Raw genomic sequence first — 17,057 nt, forward strand, 5'->3', positions numbered from 1 at the left:
AGAAGTGGTCGTGACTCGGCAATCGGAGAAGAAGAAACCCGCCTCCCCCCGCCGGCCGCGGCTCTCGCTCGACGACTGGACCGACGCAGGTCTGCAACTTCTTGTCACCGAGGGTCGCAACGCGGTGAAGATCGCGCGGTTGTGCAACGAACTCGGCGTCACCAAAGGCAGCTTCTACTGGCACTTCGCCGACATCGACGAGTTGATGCATGCCATCGCCACCCGCTACTGCTCGCACGACAACGACACCTTGCGCGGACTGACAAGCATCGAAGAGATGCCCGTCCGCGACCGTCTCGCACACATGGGCGCGACACTCGTCGAGGACCGGGCCTGGGCCACCGAGGCGGCAATACGCGACTGGGCGCGCACCGACCCGCAGGTGGCGAAGTCCGTGCGCGCCCTCGACCAGCGCATCATGTCGGTGGTCGAGAACGCGTTTCGCGAACTGGGTTTCGACGATCGCGAGGCGCGCATCCGCGCGGGCACTCTGGTGTATGCGGGTATCGGGTTCGTCTACGGTCGCGACAACCTCACCACACCGACGGCCGACGAGATCCAGGACCTCGTCGCGATTCTCACGAGGATGTAGCCTCCGGAATTCGCGTCAGGCGCAAGCGCCACGCCTCGGGTCCGCGCTCCTCGTAATCGATACCGAGCCGCCCGTCCACCCGCTCGCTGAGCTGACGGAGCAGCGGGATCGGGTCGTGGGGTGCCACGAGCACGAGCGTCCCACTGTCGGGCACGGAATCGAACGCGCCGAACACCGTGGCGTGGCGGATCGCATGCGGAATCTCCCGCACATCGAGCACCGGATCCGGGTGGTCGTGCTCCCCGCACGCGCACGCGTGACTGTCACGCTCGGGTTCCGCATTCGCGCCCAGCAGTTCGTGCATACCGTCCAGAATGCCGGCCAGTGAGACGCCGGGGTCTGCGGCGACGAGCGGAAGGATCCGGTCGTTCTCGTCGACGAGGTGCGCATCGAACACCACCCTCAACGCGTAGGCGGCCGCGGCTGCACGCACCGGATCGGGTTCCTTCGCAATCCGATCGACGAGATCGCCGAGGATGCGGTGCACGGCGATCATGGATTCGACGAGCAGCTTCGCCTCGCCGCGACCGGCTGCCGGCGGGTAGAGCGCGTGCTCCTCTGCTGTGGCGTGCGGCAGGAGGGTGCCGGTGAGGTAGTCGACCAACGCACGACGGGATGCGTCGACCTCCTTTCCGGTGGAGGCAGCGTCGAGCAATGCCTCGCTGAGGATCGCGATGTGTCCCGCGAGCTCGCTGTGATGGCTCTTGACGGCGTCGACAGCACGCGCATCCTCTGCGGTGGTGGCAACGACAACCTGGTCGATACTCATGGACGGTTCCTCTCGGTGGCGCGGCGGTGGTGGCGCGGCGGGATGGCCTTTCGCCGTCCAATTTACTACAGTTATTTCCGTGGAAAATAGGGAACTTGGACCCGGACCGCGTGCGATACCGACACCGGCGTCGCACCTCGCGCTGTCGCCCCAGCGGATCACCGTCCTCGACGATGTCCGTGCCCACACCCCCACGCGCATCAACGACATCGCCGAGCGGCTCGGCCTGCACGCCAACACTGTGCGCGAACACCTCGACGCACTCGCCGACCACGGCCTCGTCGAATGCACCAACGAACCGGCCCGCGGACGCGGACGTCCCGCCAAGGTGTATCGGCCCATGCCCGCCGCCGACCCCACCCTTTCCGGCCGCGACTACGCGGGACTCGCGACCGCTCTCGCCGGGCACATCGCCCGTACCAGCAGCGATCCAGAAGGCGACGCACGCGCCGCCGGGCGGGAGTGGGGACGCGACCTCGCCCGCGAATCGGACTGCGACACCGACGATCCGCATTCCTTCACCCTCGACCTGCTCACACGTCTGGGGTTCGCTCCCCACGACCGCGGCCCCGCGCTCGGTGTTGCGCTGCCGATGTGCCCCCTACTCGACGCCGCGCGCCGCTACCCGACCGTCGTCTGCCAGGTCCATCTCGGCATCGTCGAGGGCGCGCTCGAGGAGGTCGGCGCACCGACCGGCCCCGGGCTCGATCTCCTGCCCTTCGCCGAACCCGGCGCGTGCCGGCTCTTCCTTCCCGATCCCACAGTTCCCCCGGTGTGCTGTAGTCCGCGGAGCGGATCGTGAACGAGCGCGGAAGCTGGCATCTTCGCGCCGGCACGGTCGTTGCCGCGTGGTTCGCGGCACTGGTCGTGGTGTCCGTCGCACACCGCTGGGTTCCGCAATCCGGTTGGCTCCTCGTCCATCTACTCGGCCTCGGGGCCGGGAGCAACGCGATCCTGATCTGGAGCGGGCATTTCACCGATGCCCTCCTCCGGCGCCCGGCCGGAGGTACCCGCCGCGCCGACACCGCGCGACTGATCGTGTTCAACACCGGTGCAGTTGCGGTGGTCGCCGGCATGGTGACCGGATGGTGGCCCGCGATAGTGGTCGGTGGATGTGTCGTCGCCGGGGTTGCCGGATGGCACGGCACCACGCTGCTGAAGCGTCTGCGGTCCGCGCTGCCGTCCCGGTTCGGGCACACCGTGCGCTACTACATCGCTGCGGCCGCCATGCTGCCGATCGGTGCGGGGATCGGCATCGCCATGGCGAATGTCGATCTGCCCAGCGAACTGCACGAACGGCTCGTGCTCGCTCACGCGGCCGTCAACGTCCTGGGCTGGGTGGGGCTGACGGTGCTGGGTACCCTCGTGACGCTATGGCCGACGATGCTGCGGACCCGCATGGCGGAGCGTGTCGAAACCGCAGCGCGGCGCGGACTCCCGGCGTTACTTCTCGCTCTCGCAGTGGGAGTCGTCGGTGCAATCGCGGGCACACCCCTCGTCACGGCCGCGGGAGCCCTCGGATATCTCGCTGCCGCGGTCTACGTCCTCGAACCACACCTCGACGAGATCCGCCGCAAGCATCCCGCCGATTTCGCGACGTTGTCGGTGCTGGCGGGCATCATGTGGCTGCTCGGCTCACTCACGTACCTCACGGTGGGACTGGCGACGGCGTCGACCCCACTGGAAGCGACCGAGACAGCGGGGTCGGTGACCGCGGCGCTGCTCGCCGGCTTCCTCGTCCAGGTGCTGCTCGGCGCCCTCACATATCTCGTTCCTGTCGTCATCGGCGGTCGTGCAGCGGTGCAGGGAGCGATGACCGAACTCGAGCGCGGCGCGCCGTGGCGCCTGTCGATCACCAATGCGGGTCTGCTGGTGTGTGTCCTGCCGGTGCCGAGCCTCGTGCGAGTCGCGTGTTCAGTGCTCGTTCTGGTGGCGTTCGCGTCGTTCCTGCCGTTGGCCGTGCGCGCGGTCCTGGTCGCCCGGCGCATGCGTGGGATGCCGTCGAAACCGGGTCGTCCCGAACCTGTTCCGGCACACAGACGAATCCGGGCCGCCGCAGCAGGCCTGGGCGTCGTCGTCTTCGCCGCGGCAGTCGGTATCGCGGCCGATCCGGCTGCCGTCGGTATCTCCACCACCGATACCGGAAACGTGACGGCGAGTGGGCACACCACCGAAGTCGAGGTGCGGATCGAGGGCATGAGGTTCGTTCCCGACGTCCTCGACGTGCCCCTGGGGGATCGCCTGGTGGTCACGCTGGTGAACACCGGCACCGATCGTCACGATTTGGTTCTCGCCAACGGCGCCCGCACCGGACGCATCAATCCGGATGAGACTGCAACGCTCGACGCCGGACTCGTAGGAGGGCAGATGGACGGATGGTGCTCCGTCGCCGGGCACCGCCAGATGGGAATGACGCTCACCGTGCAGGCGACCGGTGTCATCGACGACCGTGCCCACACCGGACACCAGAACGACGCGGAAGCAGTCTCCCTCACTTCATCCGACGTGTCGCGGAGCCTGGGCGCGCACCCCGATGCCGGCTTCGTCGCGCACGATCCGGTCGTGCCGGCCACCTCGGCCGATCACCGGATCACCTTGGCCGCAACGGACGAGCAACGTGAAGTCGCGCCCGGGATCACGCAGCGTCTGTGGACCTTCGGTGGCACCGCCCCTGGTCCCACACTGCGAGGGAAGGTCGGTGACATCTTCGAGATCACACTCGTCAACGACGGGACCATCGGCCACTCCATCGACTTCCACGCGGGCTCGCTGTCCCCGGACGAACCGATGCGCACCATCGAGCCGGGCGAATCGCTCGTCTACCGGTTCACAGCCCGCCGAGCGGGGATTTGGATGTATCACTGCTCGACGATGCCGATGTCACTACACATCGCGAACGGGATGTTCGGCGCGGTCATCATCGACCCGCCCGATCTGCCGCCCGCCGACCGCGAGTACGTCATAGTGCAGTCGGAGCTGTATCTGGGACCCGAGGGGGGTGAAGCCGACGCCGACAAGATCATCGCCGACAATCCGGATCTCGTGGTGTTCAACGGATATGCGAACCAGTACGACCACGATCCCCTGATCGCGAAAGTCGGTGAACGCGTACGTATCTGGGTGCTCGCCGCGGGACCGAACCGCGGTTCGGCGTTCCACATCGTCGGCGGGCAGTTCGACACCGTCTGGTCGGAGGGTAGCTTCCGCCTGCAACCGGGCACGGGCGGAAGTCAGACCCTCGGATTGTTCCCGGCCCAGGGAGGATTCGTCGAACTCGAATTCCCTGAGCCGGGACGCTATCCGTTCGTGTCGCACTCGATGGTCGACGCCGAGCGCGGTGCTCACGGCATCGTCGAGGTCCGATGATCGGGTACTACCTCGCCTGGTTCAGGCGCTCGACCGCCTGATCGTAGCCGTCGACGAGTTCGGCCATGATCTCCGCGACGGGACGGATCTCGTTCATCCGTCCGACGATCTGACCGACCGGCATCGCCACGACTTCGGGGTCATCTCCTGCCGAGATACGCTGGTGCGCCTCGCTGACGAGGATGTTCTGCAACGGCATGGGCAACGGCGACGGCGCGTCGGGCTTCGACCACGCCTCGGTCCACTTCGTCTTGAGCAGCCTGGCCGGTTTGCCGGAGTAGATGCGCGAGCGGACGGTGTCGGACGAGGTCGCGCCGAGCAGCGCCCGCTGGATCGAGGACGGCCCGTTGGCCGCCGAGCCGAGCTTGTACTCGGAGGTCGTCAACCAGTACGAACCCATCCACACACCGGAGGCACCGAGTGCGAGCGCTGCAGCAACCTGCCGACCCGAACCCACACCGCCCGCGGCGAGAACAGCCGCGGAATCCCCGATGGCATCGACGATCTCCGGCCACAACACCATCGACGCAACCTCACCGGTGTGGCCACCGGCCTCGTAGCCCTGGGCGATGACGATGTCGACGCCGTTCTCGACATGTCGTTTCGCATGGTCGACGGCACCCGCCAGAGCCGCGACCGGCACACCCTTCTCGTGTGCGAGATCGATGACGTCCTTCGGAGGTGATCCGAGAGCGTTGGCGATGAGCGCGGGGCGATGTTCGAGCGCCACATCGACGTGGGAACGTGCGACCGAATGCAGCCAGCCCAGCACACCGGTGGCGTGTTCGGCGTCGTCGCCGAGCGGTGGCACTCCCAGCTCCGTGAGCGTGCGGTCGACGAACGCTCGGTGTTCCGCCGGGATGAGGCTGTCGAGGTCGACGGCCGTACCCTCGGTGGGCACTTTCGCCGGCATCACGATATCGACACCGTACGGTTTGCCGTCGGTGTTCTCGTCCATCCAGGTGAGGACCGCGTCGAGCTCTTCGGCATCGTTGAACCGGACGCAGCCCAGCACTCCGAGGCCACCGGCCCGGCTGATGGCCGCTGCGACGTGTTCGGACGGTGTGAACCCGAAGATCGGGTACTCGATGCCGAACTTCTTGCTGAGATCGGTCTGCATGACGGTCCTTATCCTGCTGCGGCGGCGGCGTTGTCGGCGGTGCCGTTGCTGTAGATGTCGTCTGCCGGGCGGGATTCGGTCTGCTCCTTCGCCCAGCGGTAGTCGGGCTTACCCGCCGGTGAACGCTTGACCTCGTCGACGAGCCAGAGACTCCGCGGCACCTTGTATCCCGCGATCGAGCCGCGGGCTTGCTGGACGAGTTCGGCCAGATCGGGGCGAGTGCCGGGGCGCCCCGCGACGACCGCAGCAACGCCCTGACCGAATCGCTCGTCAGGGACACCCACGACGAGGACGTCGAACACGTCTGGGTGTCCCTTGAGGGCGGCCTCGACCTCCTCGGGGTATATCTTCTCGCCACCGCTGTTGATCGATGCCGAGCCACGGCCGAGCATCGTCACCGTGCCGTCGGCCTCGACCTGCGCGTAGTCGCCCGGGATGGAGTACCGCACGCCGTTGTACTCGCGGAACGTCGCCGCCGTTTTCGCTTCGTCGTTGTAGTACCCGATCGGGATGTGCCCCTTGCGAGCAAGCAGACCGACCTTGCCGTCGCCCGGCTGCAGGGGTGTGCCGTCCTCGTCGATCACGTCGGTGGACGCGTCGATCTTCACAGTGGGGGCACCGACGTGGGCCTGCCCCTTCTGAACCACGCCGATACCGGAGAAGCCGGTCTCGGAAGAGCCGATGGAATCGGTGATCATGCAGTTCGGGAGGAGCTCGAGGAATCGCTCCTTGAGCGCCGGGGAGAACAGTGCCGCACTCGAGCCCATGAAGTACATCGACGAGAGGTCGTACGGCTTACCGGTTTTCGGGTTCCCCTGCTCGAGCGCATCGATCATGGGTCGACCCATCGCGTCGCCGGTGATGAAGATGACGTTGACCTTGTGTTCCTCGATGACGCGCAGCGTGTCGTGGCCGTCGAACTCGGGGTGCATGACCAGCTTGCCGCCACCGAACAACGCCTGGAAGAGCGCCCACTGTGCGCCACCGTGAATCATCGGCGGAATCGGGAATCGCACCATCGCAGGGTTGGCGGCGCCGGTCTTGGCGAGTTCCCACTCGTCGGCCACATACTCGCCGGTGAGGAAGTTGATGCCGCCGCCGAGGACGCGCCACACGTCTTCCTGGCGCCACATCACGCCCTTCGGCTTACCGGTCGTGCCGCCTGTGTAGAGCATGTAGAGGTCGTCGGGGCTGCGCTCCTCGAAATCGCGCTCCGGTGAACTCTGGGCGAGCGCCTGCTCGTAGTCGACTGCGCCGTATCCGGAGTAGTCGAGCTCGGTGTCGTCGTCGACGACGAGGACCGTCTTCACGAGCGGCGTCGTCGGCAGTACATTCGCGACTTTGTCGGTGTACTGACGCTCGTGGATGAGCGCCACCATGTCCGAATCCTCGAAGATGTGCTGCAACTCGTTCTCGACGTACCTGAAGTTGATGTTGACCATCACGGCACGGATCTTGAACACCGCGACCATGGCCTCGACGGCCTCGATGGTGTTGCGCGAATAGATCCCCACCTTGTCGCCCGGCTTGACTCCCTGTTCACGCAGGTAGTGACCGAGGCGGTTGGTCCGATCCTCCAGCTGCGCGTAGGTGAGTTCGTGACCGTCCGACGCGAGTGCGACGCGGTCGGGGACGAGGTCGATGGCGTGCTCTACGAGGTCTGCGATATTTAGGGCCACGTCATCAAAATAGAACGTGTTATCGTTTCTGACAAGACCGGAATTGAGATCCAGTTCACAACCCTTCAGGAGTTTCCAGTGGCCCCTACCGCCCCCACCGGCGCTGCCGAACCTTCGAATATTTCGGAGCGCGCTCCGCACTGCCTCGTCGAGCAACGCGGGCACACCCTGATCGTCACGATGAATCGCCCTGAAGCACGAAATGCCCTGTCGGGCGAGATGATGGCGATCATGAGCGAGGCCTGGGACCGCGTCGACAACGATCCCGGCATCCGTGTCGCGATCCTCACCGGAGCGGGCGGAGCATTCTGCGCGGGTGCCGACCTCAAGGACATGAACAAGTCCGCACCCGGCGACAAGTTCGAAGGTGGGGGCTGGGACCTGTCACGGCTGCCCGCGCTGCTCAAGGGCCGCCGGTTGAAGAAGCCCCTCATCGCTGCAGTCGAGGGCCCCGCCATCGCAGGCGGCACCGAGATCCTCCAGGCCACCGACATTCGGGTGGCCGGCGAGAGCGCAAAATTCGGTGTGTCCGAGGCGAAGTGGGGGCTCTTCCCGCTCGGCGGCTCGGCAGTACGCCTCGTCCGCCAGATCCCATACACGATCGCCGCCGACATCCTGCTCACCGGTCGTCACCTGAAAGCGCCCGAAGCCAAGGAGATCGGGCTCATCGGGCACGTCGTCCCAGACGGTCAGGCCCTCGACAAGGCCCTCGAGATCGCCGAGGTGATTTCCGCCAACGGACCGGTCGCGGTGCAGGCGATCCTCGAAACCATCCGCCGCTCCGAGGGACTCCACGAAGAGGAGGCGTTCCGCATCGACGCGGAGCTCGGCGCCGCCGTGTTCAAGAGCGCCGACGCGAAGGAAGGGCCCCGTGCCTTCGCCGAGAAACGCGCCCCGAAGTTCACCGGCGCCTGAGCAGGTTCACTTCCCGCGCTGGGAGGCCGACGCCTGCTCGTCGAGTTCGTCGAGCGCAATCCGGTGCGCCGGAGGCGCGTCGAGCACGACGGAACGTGTGCTGCGCAGCTGATCGTCGACGTGCAACAGTTCCCCGGACTTCATCGCCGACCACCGTGGGTCTTCGTCCATCTTCTCGCTGGCCACCACCACCGCCGGATACTGCGCGAGAAGGCCTGACCGGACTCTCACGGTACCGGTAGCACTGGCGTGGTCGAGGTGGCGACCGCCCTGAGTGCCGCCGCTGGGGCGCTCGAGCACCCACAGTTCGTGAGTGTCCGGGTACCGCAACGCCCAGAGTTCGGTTGCGGTCGTCAGGATGACGTTCAAGGCGAAGATCCGGAGGTTCTCGGCGGCCCACTCCGCTGCAGCGGTGAGTCCGGCGGTCACGTCACCGCCGTGCTCATCGATGCGGCGGGTGACGAGCGCGAAGAACCGCTCCGAATCCGTCTCCCCCTGCACGAGGTCCCGGTACGGCCCGAGCTCCGCATCCAACCGATCGAGATCGCCGAGAACTCCGTTGTGCGCGAACAACCGTCCGTTCTGCTCGAACGGGTGAGTGTTGCGCGGGGCGAGGCCGCCGGTCGACGCGTACCGGATGTGGGCGAGGAACGTCCGCGACGAACGCTCCTTCGCTTCCGTGGCGAACGCACGATCCTCGTACGCGGCCACCGGCTGCTTCTCCACGAGCGGTTCGTCACCGACGGTGAACGTACCGAGCCCTGTACCGTCGGGCTCGCGTCGACTCTGCCGGGCCAGCGAATCTGAGGCCTCGAGCAGCCAGAAGGTCGCGTGTACGCGGTGTGGTGCGGCACTGAGCCCGAACAGTCGGCACATGCGAATCCCACCTTGTCACGGATATTCCGGATGGCTCGAGGATAGGCGAAACCCGTATTCGGCGAGATGGAAACGGCCGGTACCCGGCGAAGGACGCCGCTCAGTCCAGGACTACCTCGGCCAAAGACTGCACATGCTCGGCGTCGCGGCACGACACGAGGAGCATCGTCACCCCCGAATCCTCCCACCGCTTCACACCCGCACGAACCTCGTCATGGTCGCCGACGATCATCGTCTCGGTCACCATGTCGTCGGGAATTGCTGCAGCTGCCTCGTCCTTACGACCCGCACGGAATAGTTCGGTGACCTCGTCGACCACGTCGCCGTAGCCCATGCGGCGGTAGACCTGCGCATGGAAGTTCAACTCGGGGGCACCCATTCCGCCGACGTAGAGCGCCGTCACCGGCTTCATCCCGGCGATGGTCGCCGCACGGTCGTCGGTCACCACCACCTGGCAGGTCGCCGCGATCTCGAAGTCCTCGCGACTGCGACGCGCTCCCGGGCGGGCGAATCCTTCGTCGAGCCATTCGTCGTACATCGGGGCAAGGCGCGGTGAGTAGTAGATCGCGAGCCAGCCGTCGGCGATCTCCGCAGTGAGCGCGACGTTCTTCGGGCCCTCGGCGCCGAGCCAGATCGGGATGTCGGATCGGAGCGGATGTGTGATGGGCTTGAGTGGCTTACCGAGGCCGGTCGCGCCTTCGCCGTCGTACGGCAGCGGATAGTGCGGGCCCGCACTGGTGACCGGCTCTCTTCGCGCGAGGACGTCGCGGATGATCGACACGTATTCACGGGTTCGGGCGAGCGGCTTGGCGAACGGCTGCCCGTACCAGCCTTCGACGACCTGCGGTCCGGACACACCCAGGCCGAGGATGTGCCGGCCGCCGGAGAGGTGGTCGAGCGTGAGTGCGTGCATGGCGCAATTCGTCGGGGTTCGTCCGGAGATCTGCACGACGGAGGTGCCGAGCCGCACTCGCTCGGTTGCCGAGCCCCACCATGAGAGCGGAGTGAAGGCATCCGATCCCCACGATTCGGCCGCGAAGACCGCGTCGAAGCCCGCGGCTTCCGCTGCAGTAACAAGTTCCGGTCCGTTCGTGGGCGGCTGCGCACCCCAGTACCCCAGTTGCAGTCCCAGTTTCATTGCACGCCTTTCAGGTCGGACGACTGACCGTACCGTGCTGTTCACACGCTACTCTTGCCAGCGACATTAGAACCTGTTCTACTCGAAGATGTGAGCCTGGGAAAGAGCGCGGTCGTCGAGCCGCCACTGAGAGCCCCGTTGAATCTTCAGTTCGACTACACCCGATCCACCGGGCCGACCGTCGGCGCATTCGTCACCGGATTGCGCGACGGGCGGATCGTCGGTGCGCGTAGTTCGGACGGCCGAGTTCTCGTCCCTCCCCCGGAATTCGACGCGATCACACACGAGCCGCTCGTCGATTTCGTCGAGGTCGGACAGACCGGCACCGTGGTGAGCTGGACGTGGAATCCCGAGCCGCTGCCCGGACAACCGTTCGACCGCCCCTTCGCGTGGGCCCTGATCCGGCTCGACGGCGCAGACTCGTCCCTCCTGCACGCCGTCGACGTCTCCTCTCCCGACGACATCGAGACCGGCCTGCGGGTACGGGTCCGATGGGCCGACGAGCGGGTGGGCGATATCCACGACATCGTGGCGTTCGAACCAGGAGAGGCCGAGACAGCACCCGCTTCCGACGCCGACACCGAACCGGTCACGATCATCACCACTCCCCTCGATCTGCACTACACGCACACTGCATCTCCCGAGGAGTCGTGGTATCTGCGCGGACTGAAGGAAGGCAAGCTCGTCGGCGGGCGGACCGGGCCCGGCGGCAAGGTGTACGTCCCGCCGCGCGGTGCGAGCCCCACCGACGGCGTTCCGACCAAGGAGCACGTCGAGTTGCCCGACAAGGGCATCGTCACCACATTCTGTATCGTCAACGTGCCGTTCATGGGTCAGCAGATCAAGCCTCCGTACGTCGCGGCCTACGTGCTGCTCGACGGAGCCGACATCCCGTTCCTCCACCTGATCCTCGAGTGCGATGCCGCGGAAGTGCGCATGGGTATGCGCGTCGAAGCGAAGTGGCGACCGCGGGAGGAATGGGACTACACCCTCAAGAACATCGAATACTTCCGTCCCACCGGCGAACCCGACGCCGACTTCGACACCTTCAAACACCACCTCTAGGAGCCGCGGAATCATGACAGACATTGCAGTCGTCGGCTTCGCGCACGCTCCACACGTCCGCGAAACGCACGGCACCACCAACGGTGTCGAAATGCTCGTGCCCTGCTTCCAGCAGCTCTACGGGAACCTCGGAATCACCAAGTCCGACATCGGTTTCTGGTGTTCCGGATCATCCGACTACCTCGCGGGCCGCTCGTTCTCCTTCATCTCGGCCATCGACGCGATCGGTGCAGTTCCCCCGATCAACGAATCGCACGTCGAGATGGACGCGGCGTGGGCGCTCTACGAAGCGTGGGTCAAGCTCATCACCGGCGAGGTCGACACCGCGCTCGTGTACGGATTCGGCAAGTCGTCGGCCGGCACGCTGCGGCGCACCCTGTCGCTGCAGCTCGATCCGTATCTCGTCGCACCGCTCGGTCTCGACGCCGTATCGCTCGCCGGTCTGCAGGCGCGGATCGGACTCGACTCCGGTAAGTGGACCGCCGAACAGATGGCCGAGGTCGCAGTGCAGGCCCGTGCCGCGGCGAAGAGCCGACCCGACGCACAACTCAGCGGCGACGTCACCGTCGAGGAGTTGCTCGCGCAGCCGTACGTCGCCGATCCGCTGCGCACACACGACTGCGCGCCGGTCACCGACGGCGCCGCCGCGATCGTCCTCGCATCCGGCGACCGCGCACGCGAACTGTGCGAGAACCCCGCCTGGATCACCGGAATCGAGCATCGCATCGACTCCCCGAATTTCGGTGCCGCTGACCTGACGACCGCGCCGTCGGCACGTGCCGCAGCGCAGGCCGTCACCCGTGGCGACACCTCCTTCGACATCGCCGAACTGCACGCGCCCTTCACTCACCAGGAGTTGATCCTGCGTGAAGAGATCGGATTGAACGGCACCACCGTGATCAATCCGTCCGGTGGCCCTCTGACCGGGAACCCGATGTTCTCCGGCGGTCTCGAACGCATCGGTTTCGCCGCCCAGGCAATCATGGACGGGAAGGCCGGCAGGGCCCTCGCCCATGCGACGGGTGGCGCTGTGCTGCAACAGAATCTGGTAGCCGTTCTGGAGGGACGTAACTGATGACGAAGCAACCTGCGGCAGTCCTCGGAACGGGACAGACCCACTATGTCGCAAAACGGCACGACGTCTCGATGGCAGGACTCGTCCGCGAAGCAATCGACCGCGCGATGGCCGATGCCCATGTGGGCTGGGACGACATCGACGCCGTCGTGATCGGAAAGGCCCCCGACCTGTTCGAGGGTGCGATGATGCCCGAACTGACGATGGCCGACGCGATCGGCGCCACCGGCAAGCCCCTGCTGCGCGTGCACACCGCCGGTTCGGTCGGCGGTTCCACCGCCAATGTGGCCACGAGCCTCGTCCAGGCCGGTGTCCACCGTCGTGTGCTCGCCGTTGCGTGGGAGAAGCAGTCCGAATCCAACGCGATGTGGGCGCTGTCCACGCCGGTGCCGTTCACGATGCCGGTCGGTGCGGGTGCCGGTGGGTACTTCGCACCCCACGTCCGCTCGTATATCCGCCGCTCCGGGGCACCCGAACACGTCGGCTCGATGGTTGCCGTGAAGGACCGTCTCAACGGCGCGAAGAACCCATACGCCCACCTCAAGCAGTCCGACATCACCCTGGAGAAGGTGCAGGCGTCGCAGATGCTGTGGGATCCCATCCGCTACGACGAAACGTGCCCGTCGTCGGACGGGGCGTGCGCTGTAGTCCTCGGCGACGCAGACAGCGCTGCCGCGGCCGAGGCTGCCGGGCGCACCGTCGCATGGATCCACGCCACCGCGATGCGCACCGAACCGACCACCTATGCGGGTCGCGACCAGGTCAACCCCGAGGCGGGCCGGATCGCGGCCGCGGCGTTGTGGAAACAGGCGGGGATCACCGATCCGCTCACCGAGATCGACTGCGCCGAGATCTATGTCCCGTTCTCCTGGTTCGAGCCGATGTGGCTCGAAAACCTCGGTTTCGCTCCGGAAGGAGGCGGCTGGAAGCTGACGGAGGCAGGCGAAACCGCGATCGGCGGACAGCTTCCCGTCAACATGTCGGGTGGCGTGCTGTCGTCGAACCCGATCGGCGCGTCGGGCATGATCCGTTTCGCCGAAGCAGCAATCCAGGTGATGGGAAAGGCCGGCGACCACCAGGTCGAGGATGCACGCAAGGCTCTCGGTCACGCGTATGGCGGTGGGTCGCAGTATTTCTCGATGTGGGTGGTCGGGTCCGACAAGCCGACGAACTAGGGGTCTCTCATGGTGAAGTTCACCGTCGGCGTCGCAATGACGCCACTCGATCAGCTCGCGGGGATCGCCAAGACCGCCGAGGAATCGGGGTTCTCGTCGATCGCCCTACCGGATTCGCTGTTCTACATGGAGAAGCAGACCGTCGACTACCCGTATACTCCGGACGGTTCACGGATGTGGACGGCCGACACACCCTGGGTGGACCCGCTCATTGCCGCAGCTGCGATGGGGGCAGCTACGTCGACGATCGAGTTCTACACCCAGGTACTCAAACTCGGCTCACGCAATCCGGTGCTGCTCGCCCGCCAGGTCGGTTCGGTCGCGAATCTCACGAACAACCGATTCGGGCTCGGTGTCGGGATTGGCTGGGCACCAGAAGAATTCGAATGGTGCGGCGTACCCTATGCTCGGCGCGGCAAGCGGGTCGACGAGATGATCGACGTGCTGAAGCTGATCCTCGGCGGCGGGATGGTCGAGCACCACGGTGAATTCTACGATTTCGATCGTCTCCAGATGAGTCCCGCCCCCAGTAAACCGGTTCCGCTGTATGTCGGTGGCCATACCGAAGTGGCGCTTCGCCGCGCGGCGAAGGTCAGCGACGGCTGGACCTCGGCAATGATCAAGTTCGACGATCTCGTCCAGGTGATCGACCGCCTGCGGACGCTGCGCACCGAATACGGCCGCAGCGAGGATCCTTTCGAGATCCAAACGGTGTGCATCGACAAGTTCGGCTCGTCCGGCTACGCCGAGCTCGCCGATGCGGGAGTCACCGACATCATCGTCGTGCCGTGGATCTTCGACGGCCATGGATTCGACTCTCCGCTCGAAGCGAAGCAGGAGTCGCTCCGGAAGTTCGCCGAGAAGTTCATCAGCGCAGACAAGTTCATCCACGGGAAAGGTAAGGCATGAGCGAGGAACATCCCGCACGCATCGCGGCGCGCGCATCGCAGACGGCCGCAAGTGCGAGACGCAAGGACGAGTGGCTCGCGCTGTTCGCCGAGGACGGATGCGTGGAGGATCCGGTGGGTCCGTCGGGGTTCGATCCGGAGGGCAAGGGCCATCACGGACGTGAGGCGATCGCGGCGTTCTACGACATGACGATCGCGAACACCGAGAGTCTCGAGTTCCTCGTCGACGATGTCCTGGTGTGCGGCAACGAGTGCGTCAACGTCGGCACCATTCGCACCACCCTGGCCGGCAACATCATCGACGCCGAGGGTGTATTCGTGTACCGGGTGAACGAGGACGGCAAGATCGCGTCACTGCGCGCATTCTGGGAAGTGGATCGGGCCATGAAGACGGTGCGTCCGGCCCAGTAGAGTCGGCGCATGACTGTCACCGGGATCGTCCTCGCAGCCGGGGACGGCTCACGTTTGGGTGGACGGGCGAAAGCCCTGCTCCCCCATCGGGGCCGTCCCCTGCTGCATTCCGTCGTCGACGCTCTCGAACAAGGCGGGTGCGACGAGACGATCGTGGTCGTCGGCGCGTACGCCGACGACGTCGCCGCCGTGTGCCCGCCCGGCACAACCCTGGTGCGCAATCCTCGCTGGGAAGAGGGCATGTCGACGTCGCTGCAGTGCGGGGTGGATGCCGCAGCCGGTGCTGACGTGATCGCACTGACTGTTGTGGACTTCCCCGGCATCAACGCCAAGCTCGTACACACGGTTCTGATGGCACACGAGGTCGGCACCGTGACGCTGCCGGTATTCGGCGACCACCCCGGCCATCCCGTCGTCTTCGACCTGGTCGACGCAGTGGCAGCGGCGCAGCAAGCAGCGGGTGACGAAGGCGCCCGTTCGTTCCTCTCACGTAATCGCGACCGTGTCCGGCGGCTGGACTGCTCTGGTCTCGCGGATCCCGGCGACGTCGACACCGTCGACGACCTGCACCGGCTGAACTGAATCCGTTCAAGTAGGCGCAGACACAGAAATAATTGATTGACTTACCAGTCAATCAATTATTATGCTGGGTTCATGGCCCGCACCGTCGACCCTGAACTGCAAGCCCAACGCCGCAACGCCATAACCGACGCTGCCGCCGCACTCTTCGCCGAACACGGCTACGACGCAACACCAGTGACCGCGATCGCGAAGGCCGCAGGAGTCAGCTCGGGCACGGTGTTCCACTACTTCGGCGACAAGCGCGGGGTCTTCCGCGCTATCTTCGAGCGCGACCTCCCGGAATCCAGGGAAATGATCGAACGCTATCGCGATGCCGAGGATCCCCTCGCGGCGATACTCGACATCGTCGCCGAGCTGGTCGAACCCGCTTCCGACCCTCTCGCCGCGGGCCTCGTGATCGAGGTGATTCGACAGGTCGCTCACGACCCACAACTCGCCGTGATCCTCGAAGAAACGGATGCCATTGTGAACCGAGGGATCAGCGATCTCCTCCGTCGCGCACACGACCGGATCGACCCTTCGCTCGACCCGGACGCGACCTCCACCTGGATCCGGGCAATCACCGACTCGGCATTCCTCTACGCCGACAATCCGGCCGCCACAGCACCCGTCGACACCATGCGGACGGTCATCCACCGCTATCTCACCGGACACCGAGGAGAGAAATCATGACGATGATGCGTGACGATGCAACGAGGATCTCGGTCTCCTGGGTGATCCCCGCCGTCGTGGCGGTGGTGTGCATCCTGGCCGGCATCGGGCTCGGCTTCGCCGCTCCCCCGTTCTGCCGCTGGGCGGTCGATACCCTGCCGTCGGTCCCCGGACCGGTCGAGCTCCTCGCGGAACTCACGACCGCGTGGTCGCTGCCGATCCTGACAATCCTCGGGATCGTCGGGGGCGTCGTCCTCGCCATGATCACCCTCGGCGAATCCCTCACCGTCACCGTCGATTCCGACGGCGTGCTCCTCGAGCAGAACGATGACGGACTGTTTGTGCCACGGTCCAAGGTGGCCGAGGCTCACCTCGACGACAAGGACCTGGTTCTCATCGACATCACCGGACGCGAACTCGCCCGGCGCGGCACCGGCGATCTCGACAAGGATGCCGTCGGCCGCGCGTTCACCGAGCACGGTTACTTCTGGACCGAGAAGTCACTTCACGGCGGCGAGTTCTCTCGGTGGGTCGACGGTGACCCCGCTCTCGACGACGAAGCTCACGACCTGCTTCGCGAACGACGCCATGCGCTCTCCCGCAAGGAGACGAACACTGCCGAGGAACTCCGCAACAAGCTGCAGACTCGCGGTATCGTCGTGCGCGACCGCGACAAGCGTCAGGAATACCGTCTGGTGCAATGACGAGACCGCGCGAAAGCGCACCGCGTCACAC

Annotated in this window: 17 protein-coding genes; 12 read left to right on the plus strand and 5 right to left on the minus strand. The window is 65.8% G+C overall.

Annotation, left to right across the window (positions count from 1 at the left end):
• The first annotated feature begins 10 nt into the window (after window positions 1–10).
• Window positions 11–592 (plus strand): TetR/AcrR family transcriptional regulator, encoded by a 582-nt coding sequence (locus ACZ46K_RS29380; RefSeq protein WP_054804984.1) that lies wholly within the window; start codon window positions 11–13, stop codon window positions 590–592.
• On the opposite strand, the gene ACZ46K_RS29385 is transcribed toward ACZ46K_RS29380, so the two are convergent.
• Entirely contained in the window at window positions 579–1,361 is a 783-nt protein-coding gene (locus ACZ46K_RS29385) for a DUF2249 domain-containing protein (protein ID WP_464746245.1), read from the minus strand. The genes ACZ46K_RS29380 and ACZ46K_RS29385 overlap by 14 nt on opposite strands.
• 79 nt (window positions 1,362–1,440) lie before the next feature.
• On the opposite strand from ACZ46K_RS29385, the gene ACZ46K_RS29390 reads away from it, so the two are divergent.
• Together ACZ46K_RS29390 and ACZ46K_RS29395 are read left to right on the plus strand one after the other, a co-directional pair.
• Window positions 1,441–2,163: a helix-turn-helix transcriptional regulator gene (locus tag ACZ46K_RS29390; RefSeq protein ID WP_464746247.1), complete on the plus strand. Its 723-nt coding sequence runs from the start codon at window positions 1,441–1,443 to the stop codon at window positions 2,161–2,163.
• Entirely contained in the window at window positions 2,160–4,727 is a 2,568-nt protein-coding gene (locus ACZ46K_RS29395; protein WP_464746249.1) for a multicopper oxidase domain-containing protein, read from the plus strand. The genes ACZ46K_RS29390 and ACZ46K_RS29395 overlap by 4 nt, the downstream gene beginning before the upstream one ends.
• Window positions 4,728–4,734: 7 nt before the next feature.
• On the opposite strand, the gene ACZ46K_RS29400 is transcribed toward ACZ46K_RS29395, so the two are convergent.
• Window positions 4,735–5,847, minus strand: a complete 1,113-nt coding sequence (locus ACZ46K_RS29400) for an NAD(P)H-dependent flavin oxidoreductase (protein WP_464746252.1) — start codon at window positions 5,845–5,847, stop codon at window positions 4,735–4,737.
• 8 nt (window positions 5,848–5,855) lie between these two features.
• Complete coding sequence (locus tag ACZ46K_RS29405; RefSeq protein WP_464746254.1) at window positions 5,856–7,526, minus strand: acyl-CoA synthetase; 1,671 nt, start codon at window positions 7,524–7,526, stop codon at window positions 5,856–5,858.
• Between the two features lie 78 nt (window positions 7,527–7,604).
• Between ACZ46K_RS29405 and ACZ46K_RS29410 the strand changes: the two genes are divergently transcribed.
• Window positions 7,605–8,441, plus strand: coding sequence for a crotonase/enoyl-CoA hydratase family protein (locus ACZ46K_RS29410; RefSeq protein ID WP_054804973.1), 837 nt, complete (start codon window positions 7,605–7,607; stop codon window positions 8,439–8,441).
• Between the two features lie 6 nt (window positions 8,442–8,447).
• Here the strand turns inward: ACZ46K_RS29410 and ACZ46K_RS29415 are convergent, their stop codons facing one another.
• Entirely contained in the window at window positions 8,448–9,317 is an 870-nt protein-coding gene (locus ACZ46K_RS29415) for a class II glutamine amidotransferase (RefSeq protein ID WP_054810326.1), read from the minus strand.
• A gap of 100 nt (window positions 9,318–9,417) precedes the next feature.
• On the minus strand, window positions 9,418–10,455 hold the full coding sequence (locus tag ACZ46K_RS29420; protein WP_054810325.1) for an LLM class F420-dependent oxidoreductase: 1,038 nt from the start codon (window positions 10,453–10,455) through the stop codon (window positions 9,418–9,420).
• 90 nt (window positions 10,456–10,545) lie between these two features.
• On the opposite strand from ACZ46K_RS29420, the gene ACZ46K_RS29425 reads away from it, so the two are divergent.
• From ACZ46K_RS29425 to ACZ46K_RS29460, 8 genes are all read left to right on the plus strand, one after another.
• Window positions 10,546–11,520: a Zn-ribbon domain-containing OB-fold protein gene (locus tag ACZ46K_RS29425; protein ID WP_054804972.1), complete on the plus strand. Its 975-nt coding sequence runs from the start codon at window positions 10,546–10,548 to the stop codon at window positions 11,518–11,520.
• A 13-nt stretch (window positions 11,521–11,533) separates the two neighbouring features.
• A complete protein-coding gene (locus ACZ46K_RS29430; RefSeq protein ID WP_464746256.1) occupies window positions 11,534–12,595 on the plus strand; it encodes a thiolase domain-containing protein in 1,062 nt (353 codons plus the stop codon).
• Window positions 12,595–13,770: a thiolase domain-containing protein gene (locus ACZ46K_RS29435; RefSeq protein WP_464746258.1), complete on the plus strand. Its 1,176-nt coding sequence runs from the start codon at window positions 12,595–12,597 to the stop codon at window positions 13,768–13,770. Before ACZ46K_RS29430 ends, ACZ46K_RS29435 begins: the two co-directional genes overlap by 1 nt.
• Window positions 13,771–13,782: 12 nt before the next feature.
• On the plus strand, window positions 13,783–14,679 hold the full coding sequence (locus ACZ46K_RS29440) for a TIGR03619 family F420-dependent LLM class oxidoreductase (RefSeq protein ID WP_464749502.1): 897 nt from the start codon (window positions 13,783–13,785) through the stop codon (window positions 14,677–14,679).
• Window positions 14,676–15,089 (plus strand): nuclear transport factor 2 family protein, encoded by a 414-nt coding sequence (locus tag ACZ46K_RS29445; protein WP_054810432.1) that lies wholly within the window; start codon window positions 14,676–14,678, stop codon window positions 15,087–15,089. The genes ACZ46K_RS29440 and ACZ46K_RS29445 overlap by 4 nt, the downstream gene beginning before the upstream one ends.
• 9 nt (window positions 15,090–15,098) lie before the next feature.
• On the plus strand, window positions 15,099–15,671 hold the full coding sequence (locus ACZ46K_RS29450; protein ID WP_054810433.1) for a nucleotidyltransferase family protein: 573 nt from the start codon (window positions 15,099–15,101) through the stop codon (window positions 15,669–15,671).
• Between the two features lie 72 nt (window positions 15,672–15,743).
• Window positions 15,744–16,343, plus strand: a complete 600-nt coding sequence (locus ACZ46K_RS29455) for a TetR/AcrR family transcriptional regulator (protein WP_054804970.1) — start codon at window positions 15,744–15,746, stop codon at window positions 16,341–16,343.
• Entirely contained in the window at window positions 16,340–17,026 is a 687-nt protein-coding gene (locus ACZ46K_RS29460) for a YqeB family protein (protein ID WP_054804969.1), read from the plus strand. The genes ACZ46K_RS29455 and ACZ46K_RS29460 overlap by 4 nt, the downstream gene beginning before the upstream one ends.
• Window positions 17,027–17,057 lie beyond the last annotated feature (31 nt).

The organism is Rhodococcus sp. JCM 9793 (genome assembly GCF_055380405.1).

What these genes read in the sequence shown, in the direction of transcription:
- ACZ46K_RS29385 (WP_464746245.1), bottom strand. Translation starts at nt 1,361, where the DNA reads ATGAGTATCGACCAGGTTGTCGTTGCCACCACCGCAGAGGATGCGCGT.
- ACZ46K_RS29400 (WP_464746252.1), bottom strand. Translation starts at nt 5,847, where the DNA reads ATGCAGACCGATCTCAGCAAGAAGTTCGGCATCGAGTACCCGATCTTC.
- ACZ46K_RS29415 (WP_054810326.1), bottom strand. Translation starts at nt 9,317, where the DNA reads ATGTGCCGACTGTTCGGGCTCAGTGCCGCACCACACCGCGTACACGCG.
- ACZ46K_RS29420 (WP_054810325.1), bottom strand. Translation starts at nt 10,455, where the DNA reads ATGAAACTGGGACTGCAACTGGGGTACTGGGGTGCGCAGCCGCCCACG.
- ACZ46K_RS29430 (WP_464746256.1), top strand. Translation starts at nt 11,534, where the DNA reads ATGACAGACATTGCAGTCGTCGGCTTCGCGCACGCTCCACACGTCCGC.
- ACZ46K_RS29435 (WP_464746258.1), top strand. Translation starts at nt 12,595, where the DNA reads ATGACGAAGCAACCTGCGGCAGTCCTCGGAACGGGACAGACCCACTAT.
- ACZ46K_RS29445 (WP_054810432.1), top strand. Translation starts at nt 14,676, where the DNA reads ATGAGCGAGGAACATCCCGCACGCATCGCGGCGCGCGCATCGCAGACG.
- ACZ46K_RS29450 (WP_054810433.1), top strand. Translation starts at nt 15,099, where the DNA reads ATGACTGTCACCGGGATCGTCCTCGCAGCCGGGGACGGCTCACGTTTG.
- ACZ46K_RS29455 (WP_054804970.1), top strand. Translation starts at nt 15,744, where the DNA reads ATGGCCCGCACCGTCGACCCTGAACTGCAAGCCCAACGCCGCAACGCC.
- ACZ46K_RS29460 (WP_054804969.1), top strand. Translation starts at nt 16,340, where the DNA reads ATGACGATGATGCGTGACGATGCAACGAGGATCTCGGTCTCCTGGGTG.